The sequence below is a fragment of the Brevundimonas sp. genome (assembly GCF_036677305.1).
In the GTDB taxonomy this organism is placed as follows: Bacteria; Pseudomonadota; Alphaproteobacteria; order Caulobacterales; family Caulobacteraceae; genus Brevundimonas.
In genome coordinates, this window is the sequence record NZ_JAKFEB010000243.1 from 19,295 (window position 1) to 40,165 (window position 20,871).

Consider the following 20,871-nt stretch of genomic DNA (forward strand, 5'->3'; position numbering starts at 1 on the left):
GGTCCATCGCCTGTTGACCTTCCGCACGCTACGGACCCGGCTGACCGTGCTCTATATGGGGCTGTTCAGCCTGGGCCTGATCCTCAGCGCCATCGCCGTGGTCACCGCCGTGACCAGCAGCGCGCGCGGCATGGTTCGCGACGAAATGGCGTCCGCGGGCGCGGTCTACAGCCAGCTGTGGGACGCTCGTTCGTCGCAAATGCGCGAGGGCGCGGCGGCCATGGCCCGGGATCCCGGCCTCCGCGCCGCGATCGCGACGGAAGACGCACCCGCGGTGCGGTCCGCGCTGGACGATCTGCGGGCGAGCGGGCGCGTGGACGGAGCCATGATTCTGGGCATCGACGGCCAGGCGGTCTCGGCCGGTCTGAACCCCGACGCCGCCGCGATCGACGCCCTGCTCAAGGGTCTCGGCTCGGGCGGTCTCGACGGCGGCGTCCTGACCATGGAGGGCCAGGCGTTCCAGGTCGCCGCCGCTCCTGTCGCCGGCGCCGCAGGGTGGGTCGTCTTCGCAGAGCGCCTGGACGCGGCCCAGATGCGTAACCTCGAGCGGCTATCGGCCATTCCGCTGTCGGCGGCCGTGGTCCTGAACCCGTCGCAGGTTTCGACCGGTCAACCCGTCACAATCGAGACGGACAAGGGCGAGTCCATGCAGCTGGCGCACGCCCTGCCCAGCTTCGACCCGGGGGCGAAGGCCGCGCTGGTGCTGACCTATCCATTGCACAGGGCCATGCAGCCGTACGAGACGCTGTTCCTGTGGCTGACCGCCATCGGCGCCGCCGGCCTGGCCCTGCTGATGAGCGGGACCTGGGTCCTGTCGCGAGGCCTGACCCGGCCGATCACCGCCCTGGACGAGGCCGTCCATCGCGTTCAGCAGGGTGAGTACGTGGAGGCCCCGGTCACCTCCGCAGACGAGATCGGGCGGCTGGCCGGCAGATTCAACGCCATGGTCGGCGACCTCAAGGACCGTGAGGCCAGGCTGACGCACATGGCCCTGCATGACCAGGAGACCGGCCTGCCCAACCGCCTGTCCCTCGAGCGTCAGGCCAGCGGCCATGCCGACGCCTGGGTGATCCTGTTCGGGGTCGACCGCTTCGAGGTGGTGCGCAGCGCCATCGGCTACGACTCCATGGGACGGTTGCTGGCCGTGCTCGGCGCCCGGCTCTCGGCCCTGGCCGACGGAGCGCCCATCGCTCGGGTCGGGGCCGGCGCCCTGGGCCTGGTCATCATCGCGAGCAGCAAGGCGGAGGCGCTGGAGGCCGCCGAGCATCTGGCCGCCGCGGCCCAGGAACCCATCAGCGTCAATGGCGCACCGGTCGATATCGCCCTGACCGCCGGGGTGGCGGGTCATGGCGCAGCGGGTTCCGACCTGACCTCCTCGGTGGACCGGGCCGCCATCGCCCTGGACCAGGCCCGCACCGCCCGGCGGACAGCCGCCGCCTTCGACGAGGTCGCCTATGGCGATCCCGCCGGCAATCTGTCGCTGATCTCCGAACTGATGACCGCGCTCGCCGACGGCGAGGTCTCCCTCGCCTATCAGCCGAAATACGACTTCCGGGCCGGGGGCGTCACCGGCGTGGAGGCCCTCATGCGCTGGACCCACCCGCGCCGCGGAGCCGTGGCGCCCGACCTGTTCATCGGCATGGCCGAGGAGACCGGCCATATCCGCCCCCTGACCGAATGGGCCATCCGCCGCGCGATCGAGGACCAGAAGACCATGGCCGCCGCCGGCCACAGCCTCACGGTTGCGGTCAACATCTCGGGTCGCCTGCTGTCCGACGAAAGCTTCGCCGACTTCGCCGTCAACGAGGTCGCGACATCCGGCGCCACCCTCTGTTTCGAGATCACCGAGACCGCGGTGATGGGCAATCCCGAGATGGCCCTGCGGATCGTGGACCGGTTCGCCGACGCCGGCATTTCGGTGTCGCTGGACGACTATGGTTCGGGCCTCTCGTCCCTGACCTATCTGAAGCGGATCCGCGCCGACGAGCTGAAGATCGACAAGAGCTTCATTCTCGGTCTCGACGACTCGGCCCGCGACGGCCTGCTGGTCAAGTCGACCATCGACCTGGCCCACGGCCTCGGCCTGAAGGTCACCGCCGAGGGCGTGGAGACGCCCACCGCCCTGGCCCTGCTGCAGGGCATGGGGTGCGACATGGCCCAGGGCTATCTCATTGGCCGGCCCGTGCCGATCGCCGCCCTGCTGGAGCGTCTGGCCGTCCCCGCCAGGGAGACGAAGGCCGCGACCCGCTAGCCCGCGGCGACCAGCTTCATCGACACCGACAGGTCGGCCAGCTTCCCGGCGTCCACCGGGGTCGCCTTGCCGATCATCATCCGCCCGGCCATGAATTCGGCCGGCGCGTTGACGGCCTCGACGCACAGGATGCGGTCGCCCTCAAGGTGGAAGACGGCGAACGACGCCCCCTCGCCGATCACCGCCGGATCACCCCGCACGACCTGCCGGTCCGCCCCGTCCGGCAGGCCCGCGATCTGGAGCTTGAGGTCGTACTGATCCGACCAGAACCACGGAACCTCGGGCGTCGGCGAGGCGCGGCCGACGATGGCCGAGGCCGCCTGCTTGGCCTGCTCCAGCGCATTGGGCACGCTCTCGAGACGATGCCGCCGCCCGCCGTGCACGGGGATCGGACGGAAGGTGGCGTCGCCGATGGCCCAGATCGCCGGATCCGAGGTCCGCGCCTGTTCGTCGACGACCACGCCGTTCTCACACGCCAGCCCCGCCGCCCGGGCCAGATCGTCGCAGGCCAGCGCGCCCACCCCGACCAGCACCGCATCCGCCTCGATCAGGCGGCCGTCCGCCAGCCGGACGCCCGCCGCCTCGAACGCCGTCACCTCGGCCCCCGTCAGGATCCCGACGCCCTCGCCGCGGTGGCGCGCGGTGAAGAAGGCCGACAGGGCCTCCGACGCCACGCGCGCCAGCACCCGCTCCATCCGCTCGATCACGACGGCTTCGGCGCCCAGCGCCCGCGCCGAGGCCGCGGCCTCCAGTCCGACATAACCGCCGCCGACGATGGCCAGCCGCCGCCCCGGCCCCAGCGTCGCCTTCAGCCGCTCCGCATCCGCCAGCGTCCGCAGTTCCATCAGGTCCGGCCGGTCCGCCCCCGGAATGGCCAGCCGCCGCGCGGTCGATCCCGTCGCCAGGATCAGGGCGTCATACGGCTCCACCGTCCCGTCGGCGAAACGGACGGTCCGCGCCGCCCGGTCGATCGCGGTCGCCGTCACCGCCGTGCGCAGCTCGATGCCGTGTTCGGCATAGAAATTCTCGGGGCGCAGGAGCAGCGCCTCCAGATCGGCCTCGCCCTTCAGCCAGGCCTTTGACAGGGGCGGGCGCTGATACGGCGCCGCCGGCTCCTCCCCCGCCAGGACGATGGGCCCTTCGTGTCCGTACTGGCGCAGCAGCGCCGCCGCCGTCCCGCCCGCGTGGCCCGCGCCGATGATGAGCACCCTGTTCGCCATTCAGGCCCTGTATCCGGTTTTCCGGCCGGCCGCAGCCGCCCTCCGGTCGAGGTAGGCGAAACACGCGCGCCGGAAAACCCCGACTTTTCGGGAAACCTGTCGCTGGCGCGGGGATTACGACCGGTACCCGACACTGACCGGGCAGTATTTCAGTCCGACACCATGAGCGTCCCTCCCGAGTCTCCCTCGTTCTCCGACGAAGAAATCGAGGCCGCGGCCGAAGCGTTGAAATGGCAGGCCGCCTCCGCCCGCGCCGCCGGCGCCAAACACCGCGCCCGCCTGATCGATCAACTCGAGTCGCAGGAGTCGGACCAGCCTCCAGCCGAAGACGCAGCCTCCCCCGCATGATCCGCTTGACTGTTCCAATGTTACAGCCTAGTGGAACAGTGGATGACAGATAAACCCTCCAGCAAGGCTCTCGCAAAGGCCGCGGACGATCGCATCGCCCTCTACGACGCGCTGCTGTCCCTGCAGACGCGCGAGGAGCTCGACGCCTTCCTCGCCGATCTCTGCACGCCGTCCGAACTGCGCGCCTTCGCCGAGCGCTGGGCGGTGGCGCGCCTGCTCGACGCCGGCGGCAAATCCTATCGCGAGATCGCCGTCGAGGCGGACGCCAGCCCCACCACGGTCGTGCGCGTCGCGCGCTTCCTCAGAGAGATGCCGCATCAGGGCTATCGCCTCGTCCTCGACCGCACCAAAGCCTGAGTAAAACACCATGAGTACCGTCCAGGGCCGGCTGCGCATCGCCGTGCAGAAATCCGGCCGCCTGTCCGACCGCAGCCTCGACCTTGTCCGCGACGCGGGCCTGCGCGTGGTCAAGGGGAACAACGACCTGCTGTATCGGGTCGAGAACTATCCCATCGACCTGCTGCGGGTGCGCGACGACGACATCCCGACCTTCGTCGCCGACGGCGTCTGCGACCTCGGCATCGTCGGCGAGAACGTGCTGGAGGAGGTCCGCAACGGAGGCCCCGTCGCCGAGGTGCTGATGCCGCTGGGCTTCGGCCGCTGCACCCTCAAGATCGCCGTGCCCCCGGCCCTGCCGTACGACGGCCCGGCCTCGCTGGGCGGCCTGCGCGTCGCCACCTCCTATCCGAAGATCCTGCGCCGCTGGCTCGACGCGCAGGGGGTCGAAGCCGACATCGTCACCATGCGCGGCGCCGTCGAGGTGGCCCCGCGGCTCAAGCTGGCCTCGGCCATCTGCGACCTCGTCTCGACCGGCGCGACGCTCGAGGCCAATGGCCTCGGCGCCCGGGAGACGGTGCTCGAGAGCCAGGCGGTGCTGATCCGCTCGCCCGTCGCGCCGGAGCCCGGCCTGCAGCACCTGCTGGACAGCATCATCGAACGCATGGCCGGCGTCGTCTCATCCCAGGGCGCCAAATACGTGATGCTGAACGCGCCCCGTTCGGCCCTCGCCGAGATCACCGCCATCCTGCCGGGCGCGGGCGCCCCGACGGTCATGCCGCTGTCCGGCCGCGAAGACGCCGTGGCCGTGCACGCCGTCTGTCAGGAGGCGGTCTTCTGGGAGACGCTGGAACGGCTCAAGGCCGCCGGCGCCTCGGCCATCCTCGTCCTCCCGATCGAGAAGATGATGTGATGAAGCGCTTCGACTGGAATGCGCTGGACGCCGCCGGCCGCGCCGCCGCCCTCGCGCGCCCCCGCCAGCGTACGGAGGCCCGCGTCACGGACACGGTGCGGGACATCCTCGAGGACGTCGCCGCGCACGGCGGTCAGGCCGTGACTGACTGGAGCGTCAAGCTCGACGGCGCCCCGCCCCGTCGCCTCGCCATCACGCCCGACGTCGTCGCGGCCGCGCGCGACCGCCTGCGGCCCGCCGACACCCGCTCCATCCGCATCGCCGCCGAGAACGTCCGCATCTTCCACGAGGCGACCCGGCCCGAGGACTCCGACTGGGTCGAGATCACCCCGGGCGTCCGTTCGCGCCTCGTCTGGCGATCCCTGCAATCCGCCGGCCTCTATGTCCCCGGCGGTTCCGCTCCCCTGTTCTCGTCCCTGCTGATGATGGCCATCCCCGCCGCCGTCGCGGGGGTCGGCCGCCGGGTCGTCGTCACGCCGCCGTCAAGGTCCGGCGAGCCCCACCCGGCCATGATCTACGCCGCCGCAGAGGCCGGCCTCGACGCCCTCTGGCTGATCGGCGGCGCCCAGGCGATCGCCGCCCTGACCTTCGGCGCCGAACTGGAAGACGGCGTCATCGCGCCCTGTGACAAGCTGTTCGGCCCCGGCAACGCCTGGGTGGCCGAGGCCAAGAAACAGGCCGCCGCCCGTCCCGGCGGTCCCGCCGTCGACATGCCCGCCGGCCCCTCTGAACTGCTGGTCATCGCCGACCGCCGCGCCGATCCGGTCCTCGCGGCCGCCGACCTGCTCAGCCAGGCCGAACATGACGCCGACGCCCAGGTGGTGCTGGTCTGCGACAGCGAGCGGATGATCGACGAGATCCTCGCCGAGGTGGAGGCGCAACTGCCCTCCCTGCCCCGCGCCGACATCGCCCGCGCCTCTCTCGCCGAGGGCCGCGCCATCCGGGTGGCAGACCTCGACACGGCCTGCGCCGTCGCCAACGCCTACGCCCCCGAACACCTCGCGCTCCAGACCGAGGACGCCGAAGACCGCGTGGCGAAGATCACCGCCGCCGGCGCCGTCTTCCTCGGCGCCTTCGCCGCCGAGACCCTGGGCGACTACGCCGCCGGGCCCAGCCACGTCCTGCCCACCGACGGCGCGGCCCGCACTCTCGGCGGCCTGACCACCGCCAGCTTCATGACCTCCATGTCGGTCCAGAGCGTCACCGAGGCGGGAGCCGCCGAACTGGCCCCGATCGCCGCCCGCCTCGCGCGGCTCGAGGGTCTCGAAGCCCACGCCCGCGCCGCCGATCTGAGGACGGGCGAATGAACAATCTTCCCGCTCCCTTCGCGCCTCTGGTCGCCGGCGGCGACGGCCTCGACCGCTACCCGGCCGAACCCCGCGCGCTCGCCGCCCGCATGGCCGAGATCTATGGCGTGGCCGCCGACAGGGTCCTGCCGGTCCGCGGCCTGACCCACGGCCTCGAACTGGTCTTCCGCCTCGCCGCCCGCGACGGTCAGGCCGTCGAGGCGCCCGACGCGGAGCCGTACCGCACACTCTCCGGCCTCTACGCCGCGCCGCCCGCCAACGCGCCCGTCGCCGCCGTCATCCTGCGCGCCCTCGGCTCGCCCGAAGCCGTGGCCGAAATGGCCGAACGCATTGCGCCCGCCCTGCTGGTCGTCGACGAGGGTCTGGCCGAGTTCGCGGACGCGGCCTCCGCCGCGACCGTCATCGGCGACCACGCCAATCTGATCGTCCTGCGCAGCCTGTCGCTGGCCTGGGGCCTCGCCGGAGCCCGCATCGGCGCCGCCATGGCCCAGCCCGAAACCCTCGCCCGCCTCGCCGCCTTGGTCGAACCTTACGCCCTGCCCGAGGTCTCGGTCCGCCTCGCCCTCCAGGCCCTCGACCCGTCGCGGATGATGGAGAGCGCTGAACGCCTCGCCGCCGTCCGGCGCGAGCGGGAACGACTGGTCAAGGCGCTGTCCCGCGAGATGACCGTCGAGCCCGGCTTCGGCCCCGTCATCATGGCGCGTCCGTCCGATCCGGACGCCGTCGCGGCCGCCCTCGCCCGGCTGGGCGTCGCCTCGGAACGCGCGGGCGAACGCATCCGTCTGCCCGTATCCGCCGCCGCCGCGATCAACGACCGGCTGCTGGCCGCGCTCGGTCTCGGCGCCGCGTCGGGTCCCCCGCACCGCACGGGCCAGGCCGTCCGCGACACGAAGGAAACCCGCATCGTCTGCGCCGTCGACCTCGACGAGACGGGTCCTGTCTCGATAGCGACCGGCGTCGGCTTCTTCGATCACATGCTGGAACAGGTCGCGACCCACGGCGGCTTCTCCCTGCGCCTCGCCTGCGAAGGCGACCTGCACACCGATCCCCACCACACCATCGAGGACTCCGCGATCGCCCTCGGCCAGGCCCTGAAGCAGGCGCTGGGCGACCGCAAGGGCATCGCCCGATACGGCTTCACCCTGCCCATGGACGAGGCCAACGCCTCGGTCTCCATCGACCTTTCGGGCCGGCCCTACCCCGTATTCGAGGGGACCTTCTCCACCCCCTTCATCGGCGACTACCGCACCGATCTGACCGCCCACGTCTTCCGCTCCCTGGCCGAGGCGATGGGCGCGGCGGTGCACGTTTCCGTCACCGGCGCCGACGACCACCACAAGACCGAGGCCGTCTACAAGGCCTTTGGCCGCGCCCTGCGCCAGGCCATCCGCATCGAAGGCGACTCCGTCCCGTCGACCAAGGGCGTGCTGTGAGCGAAGTCACCATCCTCGCCTATGGGGCGGGCAACGTCGCCTCGGTCCGGTTCGCGCTCGAACGGCTCGGCGCCGAGGTACGCCTGACGGCCGACCCGGTCGAGGTCGCCGCGGCCGAGCGCCTGATCCTGCCGGGCGTCGGCGCGGCCGCCTACGCCATGTCCCGCCTGCACGACCTGCAGCTGGTCGAACCGATCCGCGCTTTCCGGCGGCCCCTTCTCGGCGTCTGCCTCGGCCAGCAGCTGCTGTTCGACGCCAGCGACGAGGGCGGCGGGACGGCTATGCTGGGGCTCATCCCGGGACGCGTAACAGCCCTTGCCCCGGGCGCGAACCTGCCTGTGCCCCACATGGGATGGTCACGCCTGTCCCAAATCAGGGACGATCCCCTTCTGGAGGGTGTGGGCGACGGGGCCTACACCTATTTCGTGCATGGCTTCGTCTGTCCGGACGGTCCCGCGACTCTCGCGCGCGCCGATTACGGCGGGCCGGTCCCGGCGGTCGTACGCGCCGGCAACCGCTGGGGCTGCCAGTTTCACCCGGAACGGTCGGCGGCGGCGGGAGCTCGCATCCTGAAGAATTTTCTGGAGCTGCCCGCTTGATCGTCTACCCGGCCATCGACCTGCGTCAGGGCGTTTGCGTCCGCCTGATGCACGGCAAATTCGACGAAGTGACCCGCTACGACGACCAGCCCGCCGCGCGCCTGGCCGCCTTCGCCGCCGGCGGCGCGACCTGGGCGCATATCGTCGATCTGGACGGCGCCGAGGCCGGGCGGGCCATGCAGCACGCCCTGATCGGCGAACTGGCCCGCGCGATCGACATCCGCATCCAGTCCGGCGGCGGCGTGCGTTCCACCGACGACGTGGAGGCCCTGCTGGACGCCGGCGTCGCCCGCGTCGTGGTCGGCTCCCTGGCGGTGTCGCAACCCTGGGCGGTCGCCGGGTGGCTGGCGCGCTTCGGCGCCGACCGCATCACCCTGGCCATCGACGTCAAGGCCGACGGCGACCGCTGGATCCCGGCCCTCAAGGGCTGGACCGAGGCCGCCGATGTCGATCTGTGGACCGCGCTGGATCGCTATCCGCCTGGCCTCGCCCGGCACCTTCTGGTCACCGACGTCGGCCGCGACGGCGCCCTGACCGGGCCCAATATCGACCTCCTGGGCCAGATCGCCCGCCGCCGTCCGGACCTGCGGGTCCAGGCCTCCGGCGGAGTGTCGCAGATCTCCGACCTGACCGCCGCCCGCGACGCCGGCTGCGACGGCGTCATCGTCGGCCGCGCCCTCTACGAGAACCGCTTCACCGTGGCCGAGGCCCTGGCGGCGACCGCATGACCGCCCGCCGCGTCATCCCCTGTCTCGACGTCCGGGATGGACGGGTGGTCAAGGGCGTCCGCTTCCGGGATCACGCCGACATGGGCGACGCCGCCGAACTGGCCGCCCGCTATCGCGATCAGGGGGCCGACGAGCTGGTCTTCTACGACATCACCGCCAGCCCCGAAGGCCGCACGCTCGACTACGGCTGGGTCCGCGACATCGCCCGCCTGCTGGACATTCCCTTCAGTGTCGCCGGCGGCATACGCAGCGTCGATCAGGCCGCCCGCTGTCTGGACCACGGCGCCGACAAGGTCTCCATCAACTCCCCCGCGCTCGAACGGCCGGACCTGATCGGCGAGATGGCCGACCGCTTCGGGGCCCAGTGCGTGGTTGTCGGCGTCGATTCGAAACGCGCCGGCGACGACTGGCTCGTCCACCAGTACACGGGCGACCCGGACGCCAGCCGCGGCGCCGGCCGCCGCACCCTTGACTGGATCGTCGAGGCCCAGGGTCTCGGGGCCGGCGAGATCGTCCTCAACTGCATGGACGAGGACGGCGTCCGCCGGGGCTACGACATCGCCCAGCTTTCCGCCGCCCGCGAGCGACTGACCATCCCGCTGGTCGCCTCCGGCGGCGCCGGCGCCGCGTCGCACTTCCTCGACGTATTCGAACAGGCCGACGTCTCGGGCGCTCTCGCCGCCAGCGTCTTCCACACCGGCAGCCTGGCCATTCCCGATCTCAAGGCGTTCCTGTCGGACGCCGGGCAGGAGATGAGACTGTGATCGACCCCTCTGCGCTCGATTTCGACAAGTCCGGCGGCCTGATCCCCGTCGTCGTCCAGGACGCCGCCACCCTGCAGGTGCTGACGCTGGCCTATATGGATCGGGCCGCGCTGGACGAGACCCTCGCCTCCGGCGAAGCCACCTTCTTCTCCCGTTCGCGCGGCGGCCGCTGGCGCAAGGGCGAGACCTCGGGCGACCGGCTGCATGTCGTCTCCGTCACCCCCGACTGCGACGCTGACTCCCTCGTCCTCAAGGTTCGACCGGTCGGCAACGCCTGCCACCTGGACCGCGTCAGCTGTTTCGGCGAAGACGACGCCCCGGGCCTTGGCCGCATCGCCCGTCTCGAGGCGACCATCGCCGCCCGCGCCGCCGCCGACCCCGCGGAAAGCTGGACCGCCCGCCTTCTTTCCGAAGGCGTCAAACGCGCCGCCCAGAAGGTCGGCGAGGAAGGCGTCGAAACCGCCCTCGCCGGCGCCGCCGGCCCCGATACGGAACTCGCATCCGAGGCCGCGGATTTGGTCTATCACCTGCTGGTGTTGCTGCGCGCCCGTAACATGGTGTTTCAGGACGTCCTCGACGTCTTGGCTCGGCGGGCGGAAGCGGCCAGACAAAAGCCCGGTCCAGCCGGGACCTGAACGAAGGAGAGCGCATGGCGGCCCTGGTGCTGTTCGGTGGCGGCGGCGACCTCGCCATGCGGATGCTTCTGCCCTCGCTCTATTTCCTCGAGCACGACGGGCTGCTGCCTGACGGGCTGAAGATCATCGGCGCCGCCCGCTCGGACGAGAGCCGCGACGAGTATGTCGCCAAGGTCCGCGCCTCGGTCGAGGGCAAGGCCCGGGCCGACGACGCCTGGTCCGCCGACGCCTGGAAGCGGATGGAGGCCCGCCTCGACTATCTGGCCGTCGACGCCACCAGCGCCGAAAGCCTGAAGCCGCTCAAGGACAAGGTCGGCGACGGCGCCTGCACCAGCTTCCTGGCCGTCTCGCCATCGCTCTACGCCCGCATCGTCACCGCCATGCGCGCCGCCGGCCTGGCCGAGGCCGACGACCGGGTGGTGCTGGAAAAGCCCGTCGGGCGGGACCTCGAGACTTTCCGCGAGATCGACGACGCGGTGGCCGACGCCTTCTCGGAACAGCAGGTGTTCCGCATCGACCACTACCTCGGCAAGGAGACGGTCCAGAACCTGATCGCCCTGCGCTTCGGAAACACCATCTTCGAGCCGCTGTGGAACAACCTCAGCATCGACCACGTCCAGATCACGGTCGGCGAGACTGTCGGCGTAGGCGACCGCTGGCCCTATTACGACGAGTACGGAGCACTGCGCGACATGCTCCAGAACCACATGCTCCAGCTGCTCTGCCTCGTGGCCATGGAGCCGCCTTCGGACCTCGATCCGGACTCCGTCCGCAACGAGAAGGTCAAGGTGCTGCGCTCGCTTCGTCCGGTCACCCACGACGAGGCCGAACGCGTCACCGTGCGCGGCCAGTACGTCGCCGGCACCGTCGAGGGAAAACCCGCGAAAGGCTATGACGAGGAACGCGGCGCAGCCTCCGACACCGAGACCTTCGTCGCCATCCGCGCCGACATCGACAACTGGCGCTGGGCCGGCGTCCCCTTCTTCATGCGCACCGGCAAGCGGCTGCCCGAAAAACGCACCGAGATCGTCATCCAGTTCAAGCCGCTGCCGCACTCGATCTTCGACAACGACCGCGGACAGGTCCAGGCCAACCGCCTCGTCATCGCTCTCCAGCCCGAGGAAGACATCTCCCTGTCGGTGATGAACAAGAAGCCGGGGCTGGACCAGCGGATGCAGCTGCAGCCGATCCAGATGTCCCTGTCCTGGGGGCAGAACGACAAGGACGCCAAACCGCCCCGCCGCCGGATCGCCTATGAGCGGCTGCTGCTCGACGCCCTGAACGGCGACTCCACCCTGTTCGTGCGCCGCGACGAGGCCGAACAGGCCTGGAAATGGGTCGACGAGGTCTCCGAAGCCTGGAAAGGCGCGGCCTTCAAGCCGAAGGACTACGCCGCCGGAACCTGGGGTCCGCAGGAGGCGCAATATCTGCTCTCTCGCACCGGCCGCCATTGGAACACGGGCGATGCGTGACATCGAAACCTTCGCCGACGGCGCCGGCTGGGCCGAGGCCTGCGCCGCCCACCTGACGCACACCCTGTCGGCCGCCCTTGCCGAAACCGGCAAGGCTGTGTTCGCCGGCTCGGGCGGCTCGACTCCCGCCCCGATCTATCGCCGCATGGCGCAGGCCGATCTCGACTGGTCCCGCGTCGCCGTCACCCTGATCGACGAACGCTACGTCCCCGAGACCTCGCCGGAGTCCAACGCCGCCCTTATCAAACAGACCCTGATGACCGGCCCGGCCGCCGCCGCCCGCTTTGTGCCCCTCTACCATTCGGAGGTCACGGTCGACCGGGCGGCCGCCCTCGCCGCCCATGCCCTCGCCCATGAGGGCGGCCGTCTCGACGCGGTCCTTCTCGGCATGGGGGAGGATGGCCATATCTGCTCCATGTTCCCGAACAGCCCGACCCTGAAGACCCTGCTCTCCCCCACCCTGCCGCCGACCGTCCTCGGCGTGCCTCACGGCCGCGACGGCGCCGCTCCCGGCCTCGAGCGGCTGTCGATCAACCTGCCCTATCTGATGCACGCCCGCCGCGTCGTCCTGGCCCTCACCGGCGCGGCCAAGCGCGCCGTGTTCGAGCGCGAAGCCGCCGGCGATCCGCGCGTCCAGCCCATCGCCGCCCTGCTCGCGGCGAACGTCCCGCTCGAGGTTCTGTGGACGGAGAAAGCCTGATGCCCCTCCATCCCGTCGTCGCCGAAGTCACCGCCCGCATCGTCGAGCGCTCGAGGGCCACCCGAGCCGACTACCTGCGCCGCATGGACGCCGCCCGCGATTCCGGCGCCGGCCGCGCCAAGCTCAGCTGCGCCAACTGGGCCCACGCCTTCGCCGGCGCCCCGGTGAAGGACAAGCTGAACGCCATGTCGGGGACCCAGCCCAACGTCGGGGTCATCACCGCCTACAACGACATGCTGTCGGCCCATCAGCCGTTCGAACGTTTCCCGCAGATCATCCGCGACGCCGTGCGGGAGGTGAACGCCACCGCCCAGGTCGCCGGCGCCACGCCCGCCATGTGCGACGGCGTCACGCAAGGGCGTCCGGGCATGGAGCTGTCGCTGTTCAGCCGCGACCTCATCGCCATGTCGACCGGCGTCGGCCTGACCCACGACGCGTTCGACGCCGTCGTCGCCCTGGGCGTTTGCGACAAGATCGTGCCCGGACTGTTCATGGGCTCGCTGGCCTTCGGCCACCTGCCGGTCGTCTTCGCCCCGGCCGGTCCCATGCCGTCGGGCATTCCGAACGCGGAAAAAGCCCGGGTCCGCGCCCTCTACGCCCAGAACCAGGTCGACCGTCAGACCCTGCTGGAAAGCGAGATCGGCAGCTATCACTCGCCCGGAACCTGCACCTTCTACGGCACGGCCAACTCCAACCAGATGATGATGGAGCTGGGCGGCCTGCACCTGCCCTCGACCGCCTTCGTCCATCCCGAGACCGGCCTGCGCGACGCCCTGACGGCGGCCGCAGCGAAACGCGCCGTCGAACTGGCTCGCACCGGTCAGGGCCGGATGGCCGACGTCATTTCCGAGAAGTCCGTGGTCAACATGATCGTCGCCCTGCTGGCCACCGGCGGCTCGACCAACCACGCCATCCATCTGGTCGCCATGGCGCGGTCGGCGGGCGTGCTGATCGACTGGACCGACATGGACCAGCTGTCCTCGGTCACCCCGCTTCTGGCCCGCGTCTATCCCAACGGCTCGGCCGATGTGAACGCCTTCCAGGCCGCCGGCGGCGTCGCCTTCGTGACCCGCGAGCTGGCGAACGCGGGCCACATCCATTCCGACGTGACCACCATCATGGGCGAGGGCATCCACCATTATTTCCAGGAGCCGGTCATGATTGACGGCGAACTGGTCTGGAAGGACGGCGTCGCCGAGAGTCTGGACACGGAAATCCTGCGTCCCGCCTCCGCGCCCTTCGACACCGAAGGCGGCCTGCGCCTCGTCCAGGGCGATCTCGGGCGCGCGGTGATCAAGGTCTCGGCGGTCAAGCCCGAGAACCGGATCGTCCAGGCCCCCGCCGCCGTCTTCGAAACCCAGGAAGACGCATTGCAGGCCTTCAAGGACGGCAAGCTGGATCGCGACGTGGTCGTCGTCCTGCGCTTCCAGGGTCCCAAGGCCAACGGCATGCCCGAACTGCACAGCCTGTCGCCGGCCCTGAGCGTGCTCCAGGACAAGGGCTTCAAGGTCGCCTTCGTCACCGACGGCCGCATGTCCGGCGCCTCGGGCAAGACCCCCGCCGCCATCCACGTCAGCCCTGAAGCGCTCGCGGGCGGCCCTCTGGCCCATGTCCGCGACGGCGACATCATCCGCCTGGACGCCGACGCGGGCGTGCTCAGCACGATCGGCGTCCCCGACCTGACCGTCCGGCACGCTGCGGCCCGGTCGCAGGTGCACGCCGAAGGCTCCGGCTGGGGCTATGGCCGCGAACTGTTCGCCGCCTTCCGCCACGTCGTCTCGACCGCCGAGGAAGGCGCCTCGGTCTGTTTCGCCCCGCCGGTCGGCTCCCCCGCCCAGTTCGACACGCCGCCCGACAACAACGTCGTCGACCGCGCGGTCGACGCATGACCTTCCCTCAAGCAGAGAGCCGCGGCGCGGCGAACGATAGGGCACACAAATGACCATCGCCTGGGACAAGACCCTGCTCGTCGGCGATATCGGCGGCACCAACGCCCGCTTCGCCCTGGCCCATATGGCGGAGGGCAAGCCGGTGCTGGAGCATCACGAAAGCTTTCCGGCCGAAACCTATCCGACCTTCCTGGAGGGGGTGCGGGCCTTCATCGACGGCTGCGAGGTGAAGCCGACGGGCGGCGTGCTGGCCGTGGCCGGTCCCGTCACCGACGGCGAGATCGACCTGACCAATTCGCCCTGGCGGGTATCCGAAGCGGAACTGCAGACCCTCGGCCTCAAGCCCGTCCGCCTGATCAATGATTTCGAAGCCCTCGCCTGGGGCGCGCCTGTCGTGCCGAAGGACATGCTGGCCTCGCTGGGCGGCCCGGAGGAGGGTGAACCCAATACGGCCATCGCCGTGCTCGGCCCCGGCACCGGCTTCGGCGTCTCGGCCCTCGCGCGCGACATCCACGGGAACGAGATCGCCATGCCCAGCGAGGGCGGTCACGCCTGTTTCGCGCCCGGGGATCCCATCGAGGACGAAATCCTGCGCATCCTGCGCCGCCGCTATGACCGCGTCTCGATCGAGCGGCTGATATGCGGTCCCGGGCTGCTGAACATGCACCGCGCCCTGGCCGAGATCGACGGCCGCGAAAGCCACATCGACGACCCGGCCCAGATCGCCCGGGAGGCGATGGAGAACCCCAACAGCCCGTGCGGCGCCACCCTGGCCCGGTTCTGCGCCATTCTGGGCGCCGTGGCCGGCGATATCGCCCTGACCACCGGCGCGCGCGGCGGCGTCTACATCGCCGGCGGCATCGCCCCGCGCATCCTGCCCTTCCTCAAGGCCAGCCCCTTCCGCGAACGTTTCGAGCGCAAGGGCCGGTTCCAGGACTATATGGCCGCCATCCCGACGAACGTGATCCTGCACAAGCACGCCGCCCTTCTGGGCGCCGCGCGCGTGGCCTTCGCCGAAGAAAACTGAGGGCAGAACACTTTTTTCTCACGGGACCGTGAACCGAAGCGGCGCGGCAGAGTTATCCGGTTTCCACTCTGGAAGGATATCCTCATGCGTAAACTGATCATCGCCTCCGCCGCCATCTTCGCTCTGGCCGGCGTCGCCGCCTGCGAGAGCCAGGCCGACAAGACCGCTGAAGTCCAGGCCGACGCCCTGGAAGAGCAAGCCGCTGCTGCTCCGACCGAAGCCGCTGAAACGGCTCTGAACGAAAAAGCCGACGTGATCGAGCAACAAGCCGGCAACGCCGACGGCGGCGCGACCACCGCCAACACCCCGAACACCTCGCCCTCGACGGCGAACCCGGGCCAGTAAGACCCGGACGCCGGGGCCTTCATGACCCCCGGCGACCTTCGGAAGAGTCAGCCCCCGTCGCGCAAGCGGCGGGGGTTTTCCGTTGGCCACGGATGACGTGACACGCGCCGCGGAGTCGCCGCCGCCGAGCGATGTGGCGGACATTCGCAGGGTTGCCGAAGGTGGAAAACAGGCCCGGGTTACGCCATACCCCTGGTTCGGCCATGTCGAATCCGGGGGGATGCATTGAAATATATCGGCGCTGCTGTCTGGTTGTTCGCGGCCCTGCCGGCCACCACGCTCGCACAGGAACCGGACGGCGCCCCTGTGCCTGACGAGGTAAAGGCGCTGGCCGGTTGCTGGAGCGGTTCAGGATCGGTGATGGGCAAACCCGTGGCGATCGGGCTGGACGCCAGATCGATAACCGGGGACGCCTTGTTCGTGGTGGATGTCGATAGCCACGCCCTGGCCGACCCGGAAGATCGTTACGCCGCCCACCTTATCTTTGGCGGAAAGACGGTCCGACCCGAGGACGGGGACGCGAAGAACATCTCGGCCTTCTTCGCTGACAGTTTTGGCGGCGATTTCACGGGCGTGGGAACCGGCTCCGTTCGGCCCGACGGCTTCGAAGTGGCCTATGCCTATCCCGATGCGAGCTTTGTGAATCGCTGGAGGGTCGCGGGCGACGCGGTGTCATGGACCATCACGGCGAGGACCGGCGCTGGACCCGAGGAGCCGTTCGCGACCTATGACCTCGTTCGGGCGGCCTGCGCCGGGGCGTGAGGCTCCGATCAGGCCTTCTTCGGCGGCCAGGGAATGAAGGCGCTGGTGCGCCGCACATAGTCCGCATAGCCGGGCTTCGACTTCGCCGTCGCCTTCTCGGTGATGCCGATCCCCGACCAGCGCGTCAGGGTGAAGGTCAGGAAGAGCGGCCCCAGGATCGCCCAGACCCCCGGCCCGGTCTCGGCCGCGATCAGATACAGCCCCCACCACACACAGGCGTCTCCGAAATAGTTGGGATGCCGGGTGTATTTCCACAGGCCGGTGTCGAGCACCTTGCCCCGGTTCTTCGGATCCCTCTTGAACGCCGCCAGCTGGGCGTCGCCGATGCTTTCGAAACCGATGCCCACCACCGCCAGCACCGCGCCGGTCCAGCCGATCCAGCCCACCGGCGGATCATAGGCGACCTGTCCCAGCTGCACCGGCAGCGAGGTCAGCCAGGCCAGCACCGCCTGGGGCAGGAAGACGAACAGCAGGGCCGTCTTGCCGAAGGCCCAGCCCCTGGTCTTTTCCTGGTTCCCGACCAGTTCGACATAGCGCCCGTCCGCGCCGTTGCGCCGCCAGCGGCCCAGCAGGTGCCAGCCGAGCCGGATCGCCCAGACCCCGACCAGCCAGACCAGCAGCCATTTGCGGATCGGGTCGCCCTCGGTGCGCGGGAAGGTGACCAGCGCCAGCATCAGCATGCCCAACGGCCAGACGCCGTCGATGAAGCTGACGTCCTTCAGCCGCAGCGCGACCAGCCACAGGCCCAGCAGCACCGCGACGATCAGGGCCAGGTTCAGGCCCAGCAGGGCGGCGATCTCGGTCAGGCTCATGGTTCAGGAACGGCGCCGGGCGGGCTTCGGATGCAGGGTCAGTCGATGCAAAGCGTGGCTTCGGCCTTGCCGTCCTCGACGCGGGTGAAACAGCCGAACTGGTTGCTGGTGGCCTGGCAGATCCCGGCGACCGCGGCGCCCTGCGCCGGACGCGCGCCGACGTCGGCCGTGCGGCATTCGCCCGCGCACTGGTCGCTGTCGGTGCAGCGCTTTCCGGCGTCCGCGTAACGCACCACGCACTGCATCGTCTGCATCCGTCCGACCGGCTGCATCGTCCCGTTGCGGGCGATGCAGTCCGCCGCCGCCGCGCTCTCCGGAACAGCGACGGCCGCCGGCTCATTGCCGAAACCGTAGTCGCCCTTCTCCGGAACAGGCTGGCAGGCGGCGGCCAGCAGGACGGCCGCGATCATGGCGAGGCGTTTCATTCCACGTTTCCCTTCTGGAACCCGGTCCAGACGTCGTCATAGTCGAGCTGCATCGTCGGGCTGGTTTGCGCCCATTCCGTGGTCCGGATCGGCATTCGCGTCTCGAACATGAAGGCCAGGGTGTCGGTGATCTTGACCGGCTTGAGGTCCGCCGCCACCGCCTTGTCATAGGACGCCTGATCCGGCCCGTGGCCGCTCATGCAATTGTGCAGCGATGCGCCGCCGGGGGCGAAGCCGCCCTCCTTGGCGTCATACTCGCCCGTCACCAGACCCATGAACTCGCTCATGACGTTCCGGTGGAACCACGGCGGGCGGAAGGTGTCCTCGGCCACCATCCAGCGCGGCGGGAAGATGACGAAGTCGCAGTTGGCCGTCCCCGGCGTGTCGCTGGGCGAGGTCAGGACGGTGAAGATCGACGGATCCGGATGGTCGTAGCTGACCGTCCCGATCGTGTTGAAATTCGCCGTGTCGTATTTGTACGGCGCGTAGTTGCCGTGCCAGGCGACGACGTCCATCGGGCTGTGGTCGAAGGTGGTGGCGTACAGCCGGCCGCCGAATTTCTGCACGCACTGGGTCGGCCGGTCGATGTCCTCGAACGCCGCGACCGGCGTCAGGAAGTCGCGCGGATTGGCCAGGCCGTTCGAGCCGATCGGCCCCAGGTCCGGCAGACGGAAGGCGGCGCCGTAGTTCTCGCAGACATAGCCGCGGATCGGCCCCGAACATTCGACCCGGAATCGCACCCCGCGCGGAATGACCACGATCTCGCCGGGTCGGGCGTCGATACGTCCCATCTCCGTGACAAAGACCTGGTCTCCCAGTTGTGGGACAATCAGCAACTCCCCGTCGGCGCAGTAGAAGACGCGATCCGTCATCGACCTGTTGGCGACGTACAGATGGATGCCGGTTCCCGCGCCCGCGTCCGCATCGCCGTTGCCGCCATAGGTCACCAGACCCTCGACCCAGTCGGTCGGTTCGGCCGGCATGGGCAGCGGGTCCCAGCGCATCCGGTTCGGCGACGGCGGCGCCTCGTGGAACGGCCCGGACCGCACCCCGCCCTGGGCGAACGGCTGATAGGCGGGATGCTGGGCGCTGGGCCTCAGCCGGTACAGCCAGGAGCGCCGGTTCTCCGACCGGGGCGCCGTGAACGCCGTCCCCGACAGCTGTTCGGCATACAGCCCCATGGGCGTCTTCTGCGGCGAGTTCCGGCCCTCCGGCAGGGCGCCGGGCGCGGCCTCGGTCGCGAAATGATTGCCGAAGCCGGACTGGTATCGAGGCGCGTTGGTTCGCGTCATGGTGTGATCTTCTCCCGTCCCCCTGACTTAGCCCGTCTCGCCCTGCGGGAGAAGGAGGGGCGAGAGCCCACCATCCGTAATGACCGTGCATCCCCGCTCCGGGGATGGGTGTCTCCGGCCCACGCAAAAATGCGAAAACCGCCCTTCTCGAGACATTCGGCCCTCATTCCGGAGCCTCCGGCGGCGCGGCGAACTCGTCGTACTCGGGCGGCAGGGGGCGGCCGAGGGCGAGGTCGCGGGCCAGGTTCAGCGCGCGTTCGCGCAGGAAGCGGCGGGCCATCAGCTGGCCCTGTTCGCTGCGGGCCTCCTGCTCGGCGGGGTCCAGCTCGACCCATTCGAACAGGGCGTCGAGACGGGCGATCTCGGACGCCGCCCGGGCCAGCCGCAGGGCCGTCAGGCCGCGCCCCGCCCGCACCGCCTCGGCGGCCGAGGCCAGCGCCCGCCGCGCGAGGTCGCCGGGCCGGATCTGGATCGGCGACGTCCATGCGGCGACGATGTCGTCCTCGGTCAGGGGGGCGTCAGGTTCGCCGGCCGTCGCGGCGGAAGGCGCAGCCGTCCCGGCCGATCCGGCGAAGACCGCCGTTCGCGGCCGTTCGGGCGCCCCGGGCCAGGGCGTGGCGCGGGCGGCGAAGGCGCGCTTGGTCCAGCCCTCGCGCGCGGCCCGCTTGCGGAGGGCGCCCTCGGAGACGCCGAACCGGCCCGCGACCGTGCGAGCCGACAGGCCGGACAGGTATGCGCCGCGGATCAGGCTCCAGGTGTCCGGGCTGACGGTGACGTAGCGGGCGGCAGACGTCGGTTGTGATTGCAGCATGTTGCAGTCCCCCTTCCGTGAATGCGCGCGGATTATGGGGGCGGGATGCGTCAGGATCGGTCGTAGCGGGGGCGGAAGGGGCGGGATTGGGGAGCGGGAGGGGTGGAGGGGCGAGTGTCAGAGTCCCTTCACACTCCCGGCCGCGCGAGCCTTGCTCTTTTCCGTGCATCCCCGCGAAGGCGGGGACCCAGGCTTTAGCCTCGTGGCCGATGCCTGAATGAGCGCCGGTTCGTTCAATCGGTCCGGCTGCCGCTCAAACCTGGGTCCCCGCCTTCGCGGGGATGCACGGATAAAAACAGGGCCGTCGGCTTCCTAACGAGAGAAGGACCCGAGCTCAGAACCCCTGACTTTTCGCCATCCGCTCCTGATGGAAGCCGGCGTCGCCCAGCAGTTCGTTGAGCACCCGCACCCGCTTCATGAACAGGCCGACGTCGAACTCGTCGGTCATGCCGACGCCGCCGTGCATCTGCACCGCCTCCTGCACCGCCAGTTCCGCAACCCGCCCGGCCTTGGCCTTGGCCACGGACACCACCAGGCCCGCATCCTCGCGTCCCGCGTCGATCGCATTGAGCGCTCCCGCCGTCGCCGCACGCGCGATCTCGATCTCCGAATACAGATGCGCCGCCCGGTGCTGCAGGGCCTGGAATTCGCCGATCAGCTTGCCGAACTGCTTGCGCGTACGCAGATAGTCCAGCGTCGTCTGGAAGGCCTGATCCCCCGCCCCGTTCAGCGACGCCGCCGCGCAGGCGCGACCCAGATTCAGCGCGCCCTCCAGCAGCGCCCCGCCGCCGTCGACGGCGCC

At 70.2% G+C, this 20,871-nt stretch carries 21 protein-coding genes; 15 read left to right on the plus strand and 6 right to left on the minus strand.

Going from position 1 to position 20,871, the window contains the following annotated elements:
* Window positions 1–13: 13 nt before the first annotated feature.
* Window positions 14–2,251 carry a putative bifunctional diguanylate cyclase/phosphodiesterase gene (locus V6M42_RS13905; protein ID WP_332679038.1) on the plus strand — a complete coding sequence of 746 codons (2,238 nt, stop codon included), beginning with the start codon at window positions 14–16 and terminating at the stop codon, window positions 2,249–2,251.
* Here the strand turns inward: V6M42_RS13905 and V6M42_RS13910 are convergent.
* The gene (locus V6M42_RS13910) at window positions 2,248–3,471 is read right to left on the minus strand and encodes an NAD(P)/FAD-dependent oxidoreductase (RefSeq protein ID WP_332679041.1); all 1,224 of its coding nucleotides are present in this window, start codon (window positions 3,469–3,471) and stop codon (window positions 2,248–2,250) included. The genes V6M42_RS13905 and V6M42_RS13910 overlap by 4 nt on opposite strands.
* Window positions 3,472–3,861: 390 nt before the next feature.
* Here V6M42_RS13910 and V6M42_RS13915 point away from each other — a divergent pair, with 390 nt between their 5' ends.
* The 14 genes from V6M42_RS13915 (at window position 3,862) to V6M42_RS13980 (ending at window position 16,729) form a co-directional block, all read left to right on the plus strand.
* Complete coding sequence (locus tag V6M42_RS13915; RefSeq protein ID WP_332657751.1) at window positions 3,862–4,176, plus strand: YerC/YecD family TrpR-related protein; 315 nt, start codon at window positions 3,862–3,864, stop codon at window positions 4,174–4,176.
* Window positions 4,177–4,186: 10 nt separating this feature from the next.
* A complete protein-coding gene (gene hisG, locus V6M42_RS13920; protein WP_332657750.1) occupies window positions 4,187–5,068 on the plus strand; it encodes an ATP phosphoribosyltransferase in 882 nt (293 codons plus the stop codon).
* Window positions 5,068–6,375 carry a histidinol dehydrogenase gene (gene hisD, locus V6M42_RS13925; protein WP_332679043.1) on the plus strand — a complete coding sequence of 436 codons (1,308 nt, stop codon included), beginning with the start codon at window positions 5,068–5,070 and terminating at the stop codon, window positions 6,373–6,375. Before hisG ends, hisD begins: the two co-directional genes overlap by 1 nt.
* Window positions 6,372–7,808: an imidazoleglycerol-phosphate dehydratase HisB gene (gene hisB / locus V6M42_RS13930; RefSeq protein WP_332679045.1), complete on the plus strand. Its 1,437-nt coding sequence runs from the start codon at window positions 6,372–6,374 to the stop codon at window positions 7,806–7,808. The genes hisD and hisB overlap by 4 nt, the downstream gene beginning before the upstream one ends.
* Window positions 7,805–8,407, plus strand: coding sequence for an imidazole glycerol phosphate synthase subunit HisH (hisH, locus tag V6M42_RS13935; protein WP_332679046.1), 603 nt, complete (start codon window positions 7,805–7,807; stop codon window positions 8,405–8,407). The genes hisB and hisH overlap by 4 nt, the downstream gene beginning before the upstream one ends.
* Window positions 8,404–9,135, plus strand: coding sequence for a 1-(5-phosphoribosyl)-5-[(5-phosphoribosylamino)methylideneamino]imidazole-4-carboxamide isomerase (gene hisA / locus V6M42_RS13940; protein ID WP_332679049.1), 732 nt, complete (start codon window positions 8,404–8,406; stop codon window positions 9,133–9,135). The genes hisH and hisA overlap by 4 nt, the downstream gene beginning before the upstream one ends.
* Window positions 9,132–9,899, plus strand: coding sequence for an imidazole glycerol phosphate synthase subunit HisF (gene hisF, locus V6M42_RS13945; RefSeq protein WP_332679051.1), 768 nt, complete (start codon window positions 9,132–9,134; stop codon window positions 9,897–9,899). The genes hisA and hisF overlap by 4 nt, the downstream gene beginning before the upstream one ends.
* Window positions 9,896–10,534, plus strand: coding sequence for a bifunctional phosphoribosyl-AMP cyclohydrolase/phosphoribosyl-ATP diphosphatase HisIE (gene hisIE / locus V6M42_RS13950; RefSeq protein WP_332679054.1), 639 nt, complete (start codon window positions 9,896–9,898; stop codon window positions 10,532–10,534). The genes hisF and hisIE overlap by 4 nt, the downstream gene beginning before the upstream one ends.
* 14 nt (window positions 10,535–10,548) lie before the next feature.
* The gene (zwf, locus tag V6M42_RS13955) at window positions 10,549–12,006 is read left to right on the plus strand and encodes a glucose-6-phosphate dehydrogenase (RefSeq protein WP_332679055.1); all 1,458 of its coding nucleotides are present in this window, start codon (window positions 10,549–10,551) and stop codon (window positions 12,004–12,006) included.
* Window positions 11,999–12,706, plus strand: coding sequence for a 6-phosphogluconolactonase (pgl, locus tag V6M42_RS13960; protein WP_332679056.1), 708 nt, complete (start codon window positions 11,999–12,001; stop codon window positions 12,704–12,706). Before zwf ends, pgl begins: the two co-directional genes overlap by 8 nt.
* Window positions 12,706–14,595, plus strand: coding sequence for a phosphogluconate dehydratase (edd, locus tag V6M42_RS13965; RefSeq protein ID WP_332679057.1), 1,890 nt, complete (start codon window positions 12,706–12,708; stop codon window positions 14,593–14,595). Before pgl ends, edd begins: the two co-directional genes overlap by 1 nt.
* Window positions 14,596–14,644: 49 nt before the next feature.
* A complete protein-coding gene (gene glk, locus V6M42_RS13970; RefSeq protein ID WP_332679058.1) occupies window positions 14,645–15,622 on the plus strand; it encodes a glucokinase in 978 nt (325 codons plus the stop codon).
* A gap of 84 nt (window positions 15,623–15,706) precedes the next feature.
* On the plus strand, window positions 15,707–15,967 hold the full coding sequence (locus tag V6M42_RS13975; RefSeq protein WP_332660531.1) for a hypothetical protein: 261 nt from the start codon (window positions 15,707–15,709) through the stop codon (window positions 15,965–15,967).
* Window positions 15,968–16,192: 225 nt separating this feature from the next.
* A complete protein-coding gene (locus V6M42_RS13980) occupies window positions 16,193–16,729 on the plus strand; it encodes a hypothetical protein (RefSeq protein WP_332679059.1) in 537 nt (178 codons plus the stop codon).
* 8 nt (window positions 16,730–16,737) lie between these two features.
* On the opposite strand, the gene V6M42_RS13985 is transcribed toward V6M42_RS13980, so the two are convergent.
* The 5 genes from V6M42_RS13985 to V6M42_RS14005 form a co-directional block, all read right to left on the minus strand.
* Window positions 16,738–17,541, minus strand: a complete 804-nt coding sequence (locus tag V6M42_RS13985) for a DUF1295 domain-containing protein (RefSeq protein WP_332660529.1) — start codon at window positions 17,539–17,541, stop codon at window positions 16,738–16,740.
* A 38-nt stretch (window positions 17,542–17,579) separates the two neighbouring features.
* On the minus strand, window positions 17,580–17,966 hold the full coding sequence (locus tag V6M42_RS13990) for a hypothetical protein (RefSeq protein WP_332660527.1): 387 nt from the start codon (window positions 17,964–17,966) through the stop codon (window positions 17,580–17,582).
* Complete coding sequence (gene hmgA, locus V6M42_RS13995) at window positions 17,963–19,258, minus strand: homogentisate 1,2-dioxygenase (RefSeq protein ID WP_332679060.1); 1,296 nt, start codon at window positions 19,256–19,258, stop codon at window positions 17,963–17,965. The genes V6M42_RS13990 and hmgA overlap by 4 nt, the downstream gene beginning before the upstream one ends.
* Before the next feature lie 163 nt (window positions 19,259–19,421).
* A complete protein-coding gene (locus V6M42_RS14000) occupies window positions 19,422–20,069 on the minus strand; it encodes a hypothetical protein (protein WP_332679062.1) in 648 nt (215 codons plus the stop codon).
* Between the two features lie 334 nt (window positions 20,070–20,403).
* The coding region (locus V6M42_RS14005) for an acyl-CoA dehydrogenase family protein (protein WP_332679064.1) at window positions 20,404–20,871 on the minus strand (468 nt) is incomplete at its 5' end.